This is a genomic window from Actinomadura rugatobispora, from assembly GCF_055379765.1.
Genome location: NZ_AP029191.1, coordinates 6,347,128 through 6,360,097, shown reverse-complemented (window position 1 = coordinate 6,360,097; position 12,970 = coordinate 6,347,128). Strand labels below are relative to the sequence as shown.

The window sequence follows — 12,970 nt, the reverse complement described above, 5'->3', positions numbered from 1 at the left end:
CCGGCCCCCCGTGACGGGCGCCGGACCGCCGTCCGGCACGGGCCGTCCCCACCGTGTCCGGGGGGAGGGCCTCCCGGACGCCCAGGGGAAGGGCGGGCTCAGGGACGACCGTGCGGCGGCGCCTGCGAACCGGGTTCACGGGTGGGGGTCTCCTCCCTCGTCAGCGGAAGCTCGGCCTCCACCACGAACCCGCCCTCGGCGGCCGGGCCGGCGGAGAACCGTCCGCCCAGCATGGTCGCACGTTCCCGCATCCCCACGAGGCCATGTCCGCCGTCCGGAACGCCCGAGGACGGGGTTTCCAGGCGAGTTCGCCCTGCCTGACCGGTTCCGGCGCCCGGGGGATCCAGTACCGCCGTACGGGACGGCGTCCCGTCCCGGTTCAGGACCATGGTGGGCGCGGAGGCGCCGTCGTCGAGGACGCGCACCGCCAGCCGGTCGGGCAGGTAGGTCAGCTCCACCCTGACCCCCGCGCCCGGCGCGTGCCGCCGCGCGTTGGTCAGCGCCTCCTGGACGATCCGGTACGCCGACAGCTCCACCGTGGTCGACAGCGTCCGCGGATCGCCCCGCACCTGCATGTCCACCCGGCCGCCCGCGCCGCGGTGCTGCTCGACCAGCTCGGGCAGCCGGTCCAGCCGGGGCTGCGGTGCCGACTCGGGCTCGGCCTTCGCGTCGGCCCGCAGCACGCTCAGCAGCCGCCGCATCTCCACCAGCGCCTCGCGGGCCGTCTTGGCGATCTCGGTGTAGCCGTCGCGGGCCTCCGGCGAGAGGTTCTGCATCGTGTACGGCGCGGTCTCCGCCTGCACCGCGATCATCGAGACCGAGTGCGCCACCACGTCGTGCAGCTCCCGGGCGATCCGGGCGCGCTCGCGCATCACCGCCTGCTCCCGCTGGACGGCGGTCAGCCTGGTCAGCGTCTCGGTGTTGCGCTCGTCCGCCTCGGCCCGGGTGCGTCCCGCCGTCTCCACCACCCGGCGCGCGTCGCCCAGCCCGACGGCCGCCAGCACGGCGACGACGGCGGCCGGCCAGGGGATGTCGTCGAGGGTGCCGGTGGACAGGTAGACCACCGCGATCGTCACGAGCCCGCCCACCGCGAGCGCGCCCGCCGACTGCCGGGGCAGCTGCCGGGCCAGCGTGTACAGCGTGTAGAGGGCGGCGAACGCGGTCGTCACCAGGAGGGCCTGGCCGGTGAGGAGGCTGGCGGCGAACGCGCCGAGCGCCACGGCGGCCACCGGCCGCAGGTTCTCCCGCCGCCACACCAGCGGCAGCGTGGCCGCCACCGCGAACCCGCCCGCCACGCTCAGCGGCGTGTCCACCTGCGGCGCGAGCTCGGCGAGCGCGGCGATGGTCAGCGCGAGCCCGGTGAGGGGCGCGAAGTACCACGCCTGGCGGAACTCGCTCCAGGCGTTGATCCACCGCGGCAGCGGCGCCGTCTGGGTGGTCGAGGCGATCCGGGTGCGCCCGTCGGGCTGCTGCTGCTGGGCGCGGCGCCCGGTCAGCCTGCCGGCGATCCCCGTCCCGAGCGGCTTGAGCAGCCGTCCGATCCCGGTCAGGATCCACAGCAGCAGCTGGCCCACGCCCGCCACGATCCGGCCCGACAGCCGCCACGCGTGGTGGGCGACCGCCGGCCCGAACCCGCTCGGCGTCCCCCGGTCACGGGGCGGCGCGGTCTGGGAGTGGTCGTCGCTGGTCACCACTCAATACTGACCGCTGCACGGCCCTTGTCACCTCACCGTGCGGTGTTATGCGCCCGGCCTGTATCCCCCTCGAGGACGACATCGTTTCCCTCCTCTGGGGGGACGTGCGGCGGACCAGCGGGGACGTACTGTCTTAATCGTGATCGAGCCGGTGGCCCCACCGACCTAGGGGGTTCGGCGGAGCCGCCACGGTCACGCCAGAACCGCCCGGCTTCAGGGGTCCGGGCGGGGAGCATGGGAAGGCGCCTCGCCGGTCGACCGTCCGGTGTGCTTCGCAGAGGCACGGCCGGTCAAGCCTGGGCTGGGGTCGACCGGTACAACGGCCGATCGGCGGGGAAGCCGCCCTCCCGCTCACGAGCCGCCATCGGACTCCGATGGCCCCGCCTTCCGCCGATCGCGGCGATCTCTCGCGTGGCCCGCAGACCACCATCCGCCTGACCGCCTCCGGATCTTCCGGGGGCTTTCGCTTTTCCGGGGGACGTTCCGGGGGCGGTCAGGGGACGGCGGACGGATCCGCGAGCCGGTGCCTTGCTCAGGAGGTGGCAGGGGTTTCGGGGGCGGGGCTCTTCAGGTCGGCCTCGTCCAGGGCCGGCTCCAGGTAGATCAGCCGGGCCTCGGGGAACTGGGCGCGGATCTTCGCCTCGGCCGCGTCGATGCCGCGCGCCACGTCCGCCGCCGTGTCGTCGTGATGCACCGCGATCTTGGCGGCGATCAGCATCTCCTCCGGGCCGACGTACTGGGTGCGGATGTGCATGACGTGGTCGACCTCGTCCACCGACTCCAGCGCCCCGATGATGCGCTCCTCCTGCTCGGGGTCGGCGCCCTCGCCGATGAGCAGGCTCTTGGTCTCGACCGCCAGGATGATCGCGATGGAGGCCAGCAGCACGCCGATGCAGACGGTGCCGACGCCGTCCCACACCAGGTCGCCGGTGACGACCGCCATGGTCACACCGCCCAGCGCCAGGATCAGGCCGACCAGCGCGCCCAGGTCCTCCAGCAGGACCACCGGCAGCTCGGGGGCCTTGGCCCGGCGGATGAACTGCCACCACGACTGCTCGCCGCGGACGCGGTTGGACTCCACGATGGCGGTGCGGAACGAGAACGTCTCCATGATGATCGCCGCGATCAGCACGCCGAACGCCCAGGCGGGCGAGTCCATCTTGGCGCCCGGGTGCTCGATCGCCTCATGGATCTTGTGGTAGCCCTCGTACAGCGAGAAGACGGCGCCGACGGTGAACAGCACCACCGCCACCACGAACGCGTAGAAGTAGCGCTCCCGGCCATAGCCGAACGGGTGCCGCGGGGTGCGGCGGCGCTCGGACCGCTTCTTGCCGACCAGCAGCAGGCCCTGGTTGCCCGAGTCGGCCAGGGAGTGGATGCCCTCGGCCAGCATCGACGAGGAGCCCGTGAAGCCGAACGCGACGAACTTGGCGGTGGCGATTCCGAGGTTGGCGGCCAGCGCGGCGACGATCGCCTTGGTTCCGCCTTCTGCACTCATCTACGAAATCCTCGCTTTGAGCTCTTGGATGGCCGTGACGGGAGTGGGATCGACCCCCAGCGCGATAGCCAAGTAAACCGTGATGTAGTCCGCCAGCGCGATCATTGTCGCGATTCTTTCCAGCGGATGGTCGCCCTCGGCCGGGATCTCGGTGATCGCCACACCGCGCCCCCTGGCGAGCTCGACCGCCACCTCCCGGCGCCTGGCCACCTGCGGATGCTCGTCGCCGTCGCGCAGCACCACCAGATGGAGCCCGTGCTCGGACTCCTCGGCCCGGTCGCGGAAGAAGTCGTCGGCGTCGTCGGCGTCGGCGGCCGGGCGGCCGCCGGCGGCGAAGAACCCGTCGAACGCCACCACCTGGTTGTGCCCGGCCTCCGGCAGCTCGCCGTAGACCCCCGGGTACTTGGCGTTCTCGTTGAGCTGGCAGCAGAACCGGTACGCCGCCGTGCCCGCCAGCTGGGACGTCCCCCACACCAGCGGCACGTCGCCCATGAGATCGAGCGCGGCCCGCTTGGCCGGGTTCACGAACGACTCGCTGGCCGGACGGCACCGGTGGGCGACCTCCTCCAGCCGCTCGGCCGCCGACTCCAGCACCTCGTCGCGCACGTCGGTCAGCCCCAGCGCCCGGGCCGCCAGCAGCAGCGGAACGGTCAGCCCCCACAGCGTCGAACGCGGCTGGCCCACCGAACGCACCGGCACGAACAGCCCGCGGCTGCGCTCGGCCAGCCCCGCCAGCGGCGACTCGGCGCCGCCCACGAACACCATCCGGCACCCGCGCCGGGCCGCCTCCGCCGCCACGGCGAGGGTCTCCTCGGTGCCGCCCGAGCACGACACGGCCATGACCACGTCGGCCGCGCCCACCCAGCCCGGCAGCCGGTAGCCCCGGACGGTCACGATCGGCACCGGGCAGCCCGCGCCGCAGACCGCGGCCAGCACGTCCCCGGAGATCCCCGAGCCGCCCATCCCGGTCACCACGATCGCGCGCGGCCGCCCGTCCTCGGCGACCGCGTCGACGCGCGCCTCGGCGGCCAGCCGCCGGGCCTCCCGGATCTGCGCCGCCGACGAGGCCACCTGCCGCAGCATGCCGCCCGGGTCGGCCGACTCGATCGCCTCCGGCTCGTCGAGCCGGGTCGGGTCGACGCCGCCCATCACCGCACCGCCTCAGCCAGGGCGGTGCGGCGCCCCTGCGGCTCCCACCGTGCTCCCCGGTCGCCTCCGGGACGCCCCGACGCACCGCCTTCCCTCGTCGCAGGCTCCTCAGTCCAGGCGGTGCGGCGCCCCTGCGGCTCCCACCGTGCTCCCCGGTCGCCTCCGGGACGCCCCGACGCACCGCCTTCCCTCGTCGCAGGCTCCTCAGTCCAGGCGGTGCGGCGCCCCTGCGGCTCCCACCGTGCTCCCCGGTCGCCTCCGGGACGCCCCGACGCACCGCCTTCCCTCGTCGCAGGCTCCTCAGTCCAGGCGGTGCGGCGCCCCTGCGGCTCCCACCGTGCTCCCCGGTCGCCTCCGGGACGCCCCGACGCACCGCCTTCCCTCGTCGCAGGCTCCTCAGTCCAGGCGGTGCGGCGCCCCTGCGGCTCCCTCACGGGGCCGGGGTCCGGGCCTCGTCGACCAAGAGGACGGGGATGTCGTCGCGCACCGGGTAGGCGTAGCCGCACGAGCCGGTGCAGACCAGCTCGGAGTCGGCGTCCTCGGCGCGCAGCTCGCCGCCGCAGTTGGGGCAGGCCAGGATCTCCAGCAGCCAGCCGTCCAGCTTCATGCTCACTTCCCCCTCACGATGGCCAGGACCTCGTCGCGGATCCCGTCCACGGTCTGCTCGTCGGCGGCCTCCGCGTTGAGGCGCAGCAGCGGCTCGGTGTTGGAGGGCCGCAGGTTGAACCACCAGTCGCCGGTGCTCACGGTCATGCCGTCGAGCTCGTCGACGCTCACCCCGGGCCGCCCCTCGAAGGCGGCGCGGACCTGCGCGATCGAGGCGTCCTGGTCGGCCACCTCGCTGTTGATCTCGCCGGAGGCGGCGTACCGGACGTACTCGGCCAGCAGCTCCGACAGCGGCCGGTCCTGCCCGCCGAGGGCGGCCAGCACGTGCAGCGCGGCCAGCATCCCCGAGTCGGCGAACCAGAAGTCGCGGAAGTAGAAGTGGGCGGAGTGCTCGCCGCCGAACACCGCGCCGGTCTCGGCCATCGTCTGCTTGATGAACGAGTGCCCCACCCGGGTGCGGACCGGCGCGCCGCCGTGCTCGGTGACGATCTCCGGCACCGCACGGGACGTGATCAGGTTGTGCACGATCGAGGAGCCGGGGTGCTTGGCCAGCTCCCGCACCGCCACCAGCGCCGTGATCGCCGACGGGGACACGATCTCGCCGCGCTCGTCCACCGCGAAGCAGCGGTCGGCGTCGCCGTCGAAGGCCAGGCCGATGTCGGCGCCGGTCTCGCGCACCTTGGCCTGCAGGTCGCGCAGGTTCTCGGGCTCGATCGGGTTGGCCTCGTGGTTGGGGAAGGTGCCGTCCAGCTCGAAGTACAGCGGCACCAGGTCGACCGGGAGGCCCTCGAACACCACCGGGACGGTGTGGCCGCCCATGCCGTTGCCCGCGTCCACGACCACCTTGAGCGGGCGGATGCCCGACAGGTCGACCAGGGTCTTGAGGTGGTCGGCGTACCCCTTGAGGAGGTCGCGCTGGGAGAGGGTGCCGGGCGCGCCGTCGTGGGCGGGGACGCCCCGCTCGACGAGCTCGCGGATCTCGGTGAGGCCGGTGTCGCGGCCGATCGGCCTGGCCCCCGAGCGGCACAGCTTGAGGCCGTTGTAGCGGGCCGGGTTGTGGCTGGCGGTGAACATCGCCCCCGGCAGGTCGAGCACGCCGCTGGCGTAGTAGAGCATGTCGGTGGAGCCGAGCCCGGCCTCCACCACGTCGGCGCCCTGGCCGGTGGCGCCGCGCGCGAACGCCGCCGCCAGCGGGCCCGAGGAGGCCCGCATGTCGTGGGCGGTGACGACGGCGGTGGCCCCGGTCACCCGGACGAAGGCGGCGCCGATCGCCTCGGCGGTCTCCTCGTCGAGCTCATCCGGCACCACGCCGCGGATGTCGTACGCCTTGAAGATCTTGGCGAGGTCGCCCACTCCTGCTCCCTTGTCATCGCGGACGCCGTGCGAAGCTGCGAAGCCCAGAGCCTACCGGGACCAGAGGCAGGCCGGGCCGCGCACCGGGGGCTGTGGATATCTTCGCAGAAGGCGGGCCGCGGGCGCGCGGAGAGGGTCACTCCTGGCCGGGCTGCGTCCCCGCGGGCTCGGAGCGGAGCACCCGCAGATGGCCGCGGCGGCCCACCTCGGTGCCCTGGCCCACGGGCTCCGGGCCGCCGGGAGCGGGCCTGGCGGCCTCGCGGACGGCGTCGGCGAGGGCCTCCAGGTCGTCCGCGCTCGGCTCGGTCTCCTCCTCGACCGGGAGCCTCACCAGCTCCCAGCCCATGGGGGCGGTGAGCCGCTCGGAATGCTCCGCGCACAGGTCGTAGCAGTGCGGCTCGGCATAGGTCGCGAGCGGCCCCAGGACCGCCGTCGAGTCGCGGTAGACGTACGTGAGCGTGAAGACTGCGGTCGCCTTGCAGGCGGTGCGGGAGCAGATGCGGACGGGGCTCACGATGGCCGACCGTACCCCGCTGCCGCCGAGTCCGCCACCACCCGCGTGCACGTGTCGCCGTTACCGGCCTAATTCCTTTGGAAGGATCACATTCCGTGCCGCGGGGGCCGCGCTGGGTCGCCGGCACCTCACCGGCGCGGCCCGGTCGCGGGACGGGCCGGGCGGGGTAATGTGGACGGCGTGCGATCCCGTGTGGCAGGCGTACGACGCCGCGACCGGCACGGTCGTGGCCTCCGTGGTCCTCTGACGCCCCCGCAGGCGCCGGTCTCCCGCACCCGGGCGGAGCGCTTCGACGACCTCGTCCGCGACGAGGTCCGCCGGCTCGGCCGGCGTTGGGGGCGCGAGCTGGCCAGGGTCGAGTTCGCGGTCGAGGAGGTCCCGCCGGTCGAGCCCTGGTTCGACGGGCCGGTGCCCCTAGGCCAGACCCGGCCCGGCACCGGGGGCCGCCCGGTGCGCATCGTGATCTTCCGCCGTCCGGTGGAGGCGCGGGCCGCCGGGGAGCGCGAGACCGGCCGCCTGATCCGCGACCTGCTGGTGGAGGAGATCGCCGATCTGCTGGGCCTGTCGCCCGAGTCGGTGGATCCCAGCTACGACTCCCCCGACGACTGACCGGCACCCGGAGCGGAGCGCCGGCGGAGTGGAGGGTGACGGTCAGTCCGCTCTTGCCGGGGAGTCCGAGGGGGCGCCCCCTCAGAGTGTTACTGATCCCTTTATGGGAGGAGCGCGCCCTGGCCGTCGCCCACCGACGGCAGCCGCAGCGCGGTGAGGGCGGGCGTGATCGGCAGGGCTGTGAGGAGCAGGTCCTCGTCCTTGCCCGTCGATTGGATCCGTGCGGCGTGGACGGGCCCCGATCCTGGCCTGGGTTGGATCAGCGCGCCGTAGCCCTTCTCGCCGCCGCTGGGCGCCTTGAGGGCCACTTCCACGGTGCGGTCGGACGGCACGGCGACGTCCTGCGGCGTGCCGGGGCCCTGCGGGCCGATCGGGGTGATCCGTACGGCGGCGGCGCCGTGCGGGGCGGTGAGCGAGATCGTGGAGTCGAACCGGTTGTCGGACACCACGCCGAAGCCCTCGCCCTCCAGCGCGGGGGTGGCGGTGCCGTAGGCGACGTCGGCGCCGCGCTCGGCGGCGTACCCGGCCAGGATCGGGCGGTCGGAGCGCAGCCGCACGGCGGCGGGCTTGCCGCCGAGGGCGCGGTCGAGGTCGACGGCGGTGACGGTGCCTGCCGGGGCGTCGACGGTGTCCTGGCCCTGGGGTGCGAACGCGCCGTTCTGGGTGATGACCTGGACCTTGACGGTGGCGTCCTCCTGGTCGGGGACGGCGACCAGCAGCCGCCGCCGCCCCTCGCCGCCCGGCACGCCGGGGACGATCAGCGAGGTGCCCGGCGCGGGTGAGAGCGGCACCCATTCGATGCCCTTGCCCTCGGCGATCCGCACCCGCAGGGAGGCGGCGACCCGGCCGGTGGTGGCCCGCACCCGCAGCCCGAGGTCGGCGGCGGTCTTCACGATGTCGCCGAGCCCCTCGGCGGACTCGCCGACGGTCACGACCTTGGTGCTGTACGGCGGCACGGGAGTGCCGCGCCCGTCGGCGGTGTCGAGGGGGCCTTCGCCGGAGAGGGCCGTGACGTCGACGGTCGCGGGCTGGGCGTCGACGTTGGTGAGGTGCAGTTGGACGCTCTCGGCGGCGACGGGCCCGGGCCCCAGGAACCACAGGTCGGTGCCTGGACGGGCGCAGCGCAGCCCCGCCAGGCCCCTGTCCTTGCCCCCGGGCCAGTGGGTGGTCTGCTCGGCCTCCAGACCGGCCGCCATGGCGCCGTGGGCCCACACGGTGTAGGAGTCCTTGGACTGGGCCAGGTCCTTGCTCCAGCCGCCACCGGGAGTGGTGAGCGAGCCGATCCCGGAGCCGTCGGGGGCCTGGACGACGTCGGCGCGTCCACCCGTACGGGCGGTCTTGGCGCTCTGCAGGGTCAGCCGAGTGCCCTCCCGGCCCGGGCAGACCGACACCGCGGATCGGACGGGGTCGGCCCGGCCGGTGTCGGCGGCCGTGGCCCGGTCGGCGGGACGGGAGAGGGACGCCGCGCCGTACAGCGCGGCCAGTGCGAGCAGCACGAGGGCGGCGGTGGCATAGCGCAGCCCGAGCAGGCGGACGATCCGGTCCAGGTTCACGGGCGCTCCTCCGGCACCGTGGCCGCGTCCTTCCGGACCACCGGCCCGGCCGCCGGGGCGTCCGCCGGGTCGTCCGGCGTGCCGTTCACCGTGACGGGTTCCGGCGTGGGGTCATCGGCGGGCGCGTCAGGGGTGCTTTCGGGAGAGGTATCGCCGGTGTGGCGGATGCGGGCGCGCAGGGCGCCGGTGCGGCGTTCCGCCCCGGCAGCGGCTCGGCGGGCCAGGCCCCCGGCGGCGACGCGGGCTCTGCGCCCGCGGACGCGGCCGTGGCCGCCGGCCCTGGTCGCCGCCGCGTCCAGCGCCTCGGGACGCGCCCCGGGGAGGGCGAGGACGATGACCAGCAGCACCGCCGCCGCCTGGACGGTCACCCAGCCGTGCCGCGTCCACATGCCGCGCGTGAGCTCGAACTGCCCTCCGGCGGCCGGGATCCGGTACGCCTGCGCCCAGCCGTCCAGGGTCCGGGACCGGACCTCGCGGCCGTCCAGGGCCGCGCGCCAGCCGCCGTCGGCGGGCTCGGCCAGCAGCAGGGTGCGCTCGGTCCTGCCCGCGGGGATCCGGACGCTGACGTCGGTCCCACCGGGGCCGGTGTCGAGCGGCGTGGCGTTCTGGCCGTCCAGCAGCATCAGGCGCCCGGCCGGGGCCGGCAGCCGCCACACCCCGAAGGAGTCGGTGCGGCTCAGCCGCGACAGCTCCGGGGTGGCGTCCAGGACACGGGTCAGGTCGTCGCGCGCCGGCCGCGGCACCAGGACGTACTGGACGCCCATCCGGGTCAGCGCCCGGCCGCCGCCCGCCCGCCCTCCGGCCAGCCCGGCGACCAGGTCGTCCATCCGGCGGCGCGCCTCGTCGTTCACGGGGGTCTCGGACTCGCCCAGCATCGGCTCGACGCCGCGCAGGACCGTGTAGGCGACCCGGCCGGTGGGTTCGCGGCGCACGACCAGGGTGCGTTCCCCCGCGGAGCCGTTCACGAACGCGGGCACGGCGTCGGGGTCGGTGCGCCCGAGCGGCCCGGCGGCGCCCCCGGCGATCCAGCCGAACGCGGCCAGCGCGGGAGCGGTCAGCGCGGCCAGCACCACCAGGGCCCCGGCGACCCGGTAGGTCAGGTGCCGCCCGGCGAGCACGTCCACGGCGCGCTGCACCGCGGCGGTGGCGGCCAGCAGCACCCCGGCGCCGGCGACGGCCAGCGTCACGCCCGGCCACACGGCGGCCTCGTCGGCGCCCTTGGTGACTGTGGCCATGCCGGTCAGGATCGCGGCCAGCAGCCCGAAGATCGCCAGCATCCAGCCGGCCAGCACGGTGGTGCGGCGGCTGCGCAGCGGCAGCGCGCACAGCGCGACCAGCAGCAGCCCGTACAACGTCCAGCGCGCCGGGGTGCCGGGGCCGCCGGGGTCCAGCGCCAGCAGGTCGCGGGCGGTGGCGACCGGGGTGACCGGGGTGTGCAGGCCCGCCTCCAGCAGGAACCGGGACGGGTGCAGGATCAGGCCCAGCGTCCAGGGCAGGAGCAGCAGCGGCGGGACGGCCAGCGCGATGGCCAGGTGGCGGCGGGCCCGCCCGCCGGCCAGGCGCCCGCCCGCCCCGGCCGTGCCGCCGAACAGGTTCCAGGTGACCACGCCCGTGATCAGGGCGAGCAGCCAGATCAGCGGGACGAAGGCCATCGCGATCGTGAGGAGCAGCGCGACCGTCCAGGCCGCGCGCCCGGCGCGGCGCGGGTCGGGGCGGCCTCGGCCGGCGCGCTGACCGGCGCGGCGGGCGGCCGAGCGCGGCAGCCCGAGCATCCGGGCGGTCTGCACGGCGATCAGCGGCAGCAGCACGATCACCACGGCGGTGCCGAGGCGGCCGCCGGCGATGGCGCCGGTGGCCGCGGGCAGCAGCGCGTACACGGCGGCGAACCACATCCGCACCGCCCAGACGGGGACGCGCGGGCCGTGCGCGACGGCGCGGCGGCCGGTGCGGGCCGGCGCCGCCACCAGGGTCCGGGAGGCGTGGTAGGCGGTCAGCCCGGCCAGCGGCACGCTGCCCAGCAGCAGGATCGTCACCACCAGCCACGGCTTGCCGAGCAGCAGCGTGGACAGCGCCGCCAGGACGGCCACGTACGGCGGGCTTCCCGCGTCGGAGCCGAGCCCGACCGGATGCCAGCCCGCGAGGTACTGGGCCCACAGGTCGCTCGCGCCGCCCCAGGCGGGGACCAGCGCGCCGCCGCCCAGCCGCCCGGCCGCCGTGAGCAGCGAGCGTTCGGCGGCCACGGCCACCGCGGCCAGCGCGAGCACGACGATGACGCCGGGGCGGGCCAGGATCCGCCGGACCAGGCCCGGGCCCTCGTCGCGGGGCGGCTCGTCGTCGGCGTCGTGGCGGCGGCCGCCGCGGGCCGCGACCCGTCCGGCGGCGGCCTCCACGAAGCGGCGCAGCGCGACCCGGCGCGGCTGGAAGCGCCGCATGCTCCGGTGGACGCGCTTGCGGCCCTCCGCGCGGGCCGCGCGGGCGCGCCGCAGGCGCCCCGGGTGCCGCAGCACGCCGCCGAGCGCGGCCAGTTCGTCGCGGGCGGCCTCGGGACGCTTGACGGCCAGCAGGAACAGGACCCGGGTGAGGGTCGTCCAGATGTTGCGCAGCAGGGCGCGCAGCATCGCGGGCAGCGGCAGGTTGGCCAGCAGCGCGTAGAGGGCGTTGCGGCGGTCGCGGCGGCGCCGGGACTCGGCGGTCATCCCGATCTCGCGGACGCCGCGCCAGGACGCCTCGGCGTGGTGCAGCACCGCGTCGCTGACCACGACCACCCGGTGCCCGGCGGCGTGCGCCCGCCAGCAGAAGTCGATGTCGTCGCGGAAGAGGCCGAACTCGACGTCGAAGCCGCCGAGCCGCTCCCACACGTCGCGGCGCACCAGCATGCCCGCGCTGGAGACCGCCATCACGTCGCGGACGCCGTCGTGCTGGCCCTGGTCGAACTCGTGCCGGTCCAGGCCGGTCTCGCGGCGGCCGGCGCCGTCCATGGCCACGCCGAGCTCGCGCAGCGTCCGCCGGTCGTTCCAGTCGCGGAGCTTGGGGCCGAGGACGGCGGCGTTGGGGTCGGAGTCGGCGACCCGCAGCAGCTGCGCCAGGGCGTCCTGGGCGGGCGCGGAGTCGTCGTGCAGCAGCCAGACCCACTCGGTGCGGCCCTCGTCGGGCAGGTCGTCGGGCGGCGGCACGGGCAGCGACGCGGCCGGGTGGCGCAGCGCCTCCGCGACGGCCTCGCCGTAGCCGGTGGTGCGGGGCAGGGTGACCATGTTGCCGGCGCCGACGACCTCGGTGAGCACGGCGGTGCCGCGGTCCAGGCTTCCGGTGTCGGCGGTGACCAGGCGTTGCACGGGCCGGGTCTGGGTCAGCAGCGCCTTCAGCGTCTCGGGGAGCCATCGCGCGCCGTCGTGGGCGACGAGGACCGCCGTGACGACGTGGCGATCGAGTGTGGGCGACAAGGGTCCGCTCGATCTGTGGGGTTCGTGTGGGTTCCTGGTGGGTCGGAAAACGTCAGCCGTGCCGGCCAATCCGGCCGGCACGGCTGACAACTGTACGCGCGGCGGCCCCCGCGCGCCCTGGATCCCCCCAGATCCCCGGCGCGGGCGCCGTTCGCGTCAGACGGCCTGACGCTTCAGCTTGCGGCGCTCCCGTTCGGAAAGACCGCCCCAGATGCCGAAACGTTCGTCGTGCTGGAGCGCGTACTCCAGGCACTCCGCCCTTACCTCGCATGCGCGGCACACCTTCTTGGCCTCGCGAGTGGAGCCGCCCTTCTCCGGAAAGAAAGCCTCCGGGTCCGTCTGCGCGCACAGTGCGCGCTCCTGCCAGCCCAACTCTTCGTCACCGTCTGTGCCGTGCGCCAGCGGGATCACTACCTCGCTCACAGCGCACCTCCTAGCCCGTGGAGCCCCCTGGTCAATGCCTTCCCTCAGCTCCATCCCCCGAGAAGGCATAGAACTACACCCACGAAATTACACGCGTGTAGCGCCCACTCCGTCAAGCGGAACGGGTTTCC

10 protein-coding genes are annotated in these 12,970 nt (G+C 75.1%); 1 reads left to right on the top strand and 9 read right to left on the bottom strand.

The features are described from left to right. Positions 1–98: 98 nt before the first annotated feature. From ACZ466_RS28505 to ACZ466_RS28480, 6 genes are all read right to left on the bottom strand, one after another. Positions 99–1,691: a sensor histidine kinase gene (locus tag ACZ466_RS28505; RefSeq protein ID WP_378289530.1), complete on the bottom strand. Its 1,593-nt coding sequence runs from the start codon at positions 1,689–1,691 to the stop codon at positions 99–101. A 535-nt stretch (positions 1,692–2,226) separates the two neighbouring features. After that, positions 2,227–3,192 carry a cation diffusion facilitator family transporter gene (locus tag ACZ466_RS28500; protein ID WP_378289532.1) on the bottom strand — a complete coding sequence of 322 codons (966 nt, stop codon included), beginning with the start codon at positions 3,190–3,192 and terminating at the stop codon, positions 2,227–2,229. Further along, the gene (locus ACZ466_RS28495) at positions 3,193–4,341 is read right to left on the bottom strand and encodes an SIS domain-containing protein (protein WP_378289534.1); all 1,149 of its coding nucleotides are present in this window, start codon (positions 4,339–4,341) and stop codon (positions 3,193–3,195) included. Between the two features lie 430 nt (positions 4,342–4,771). Continuing rightward, positions 4,772–4,954 carry a Trm112 family protein gene (locus ACZ466_RS28490; protein ID WP_433485805.1) on the bottom strand — a complete coding sequence of 61 codons (183 nt, stop codon included), beginning with the start codon at positions 4,952–4,954 and terminating at the stop codon, positions 4,772–4,774. After that, positions 4,951–6,300 carry a phosphomannomutase/phosphoglucomutase gene (locus ACZ466_RS28485; RefSeq protein ID WP_378292516.1) on the bottom strand — a complete coding sequence of 450 codons (1,350 nt, stop codon included), beginning with the start codon at positions 6,298–6,300 and terminating at the stop codon, positions 4,951–4,953. The genes ACZ466_RS28490 and ACZ466_RS28485 overlap by 4 nt, the downstream gene beginning before the upstream one ends. Positions 6,301–6,436: 136 nt before the next feature. Further along, complete coding sequence (locus tag ACZ466_RS28480) at positions 6,437–6,814, bottom strand: DUF3499 domain-containing protein (RefSeq protein WP_378292518.1); 378 nt, start codon at positions 6,812–6,814, stop codon at positions 6,437–6,439. Between the two features lie 180 nt (positions 6,815–6,994). Between ACZ466_RS28480 and ACZ466_RS28475 the strand changes: the two genes are divergently transcribed. Then, a complete protein-coding gene (locus tag ACZ466_RS28475; protein ID WP_378292520.1) occupies positions 6,995–7,423 on the top strand; it encodes a metallopeptidase family protein in 429 nt (142 codons plus the stop codon). A 101-nt stretch (positions 7,424–7,524) separates the two neighbouring features. Here ACZ466_RS28475 and ACZ466_RS28470 read toward each other — a convergent pair whose 3' ends face one another. The 3 genes from ACZ466_RS28470 to ACZ466_RS28460 form a co-directional block, all read right to left on the bottom strand. After that, positions 7,525–8,976: a DUF5719 family protein gene (locus tag ACZ466_RS28470; RefSeq protein WP_378292522.1), complete on the bottom strand. Its 1,452-nt coding sequence runs from the start codon at positions 8,974–8,976 to the stop codon at positions 7,525–7,527. Next, on the bottom strand, positions 8,973–12,416 hold the full coding sequence (locus tag ACZ466_RS28465; protein WP_464041727.1) for a glycosyltransferase: 3,444 nt from the start codon (positions 12,414–12,416) through the stop codon (positions 8,973–8,975). The genes ACZ466_RS28470 and ACZ466_RS28465 overlap by 4 nt, the downstream gene beginning before the upstream one ends. 156 nt (positions 12,417–12,572) lie before the next feature. Then, positions 12,573–12,839 carry a WhiB family transcriptional regulator gene (locus tag ACZ466_RS28460; protein ID WP_378292526.1) on the bottom strand — a complete coding sequence of 89 codons (267 nt, stop codon included), beginning with the start codon at positions 12,837–12,839 and terminating at the stop codon, positions 12,573–12,575. Positions 12,840–12,970: the final 131 nt, after the last annotated feature.

What these genes read in the sequence shown, in the direction of transcription:
- ACZ466_RS28500 (WP_378289532.1), bottom strand. Translation starts at nt 3,192, where the DNA reads ATGAGTGCAGAAGGCGGAACCAAGGCGATCGTCGCCGCGCTGGCCGCC.
- ACZ466_RS28495 (WP_378289534.1), bottom strand. Translation starts at nt 4,341, where the DNA reads ATGGGCGGCGTCGACCCGACCCGGCTCGACGAGCCGGAGGCGATCGAG.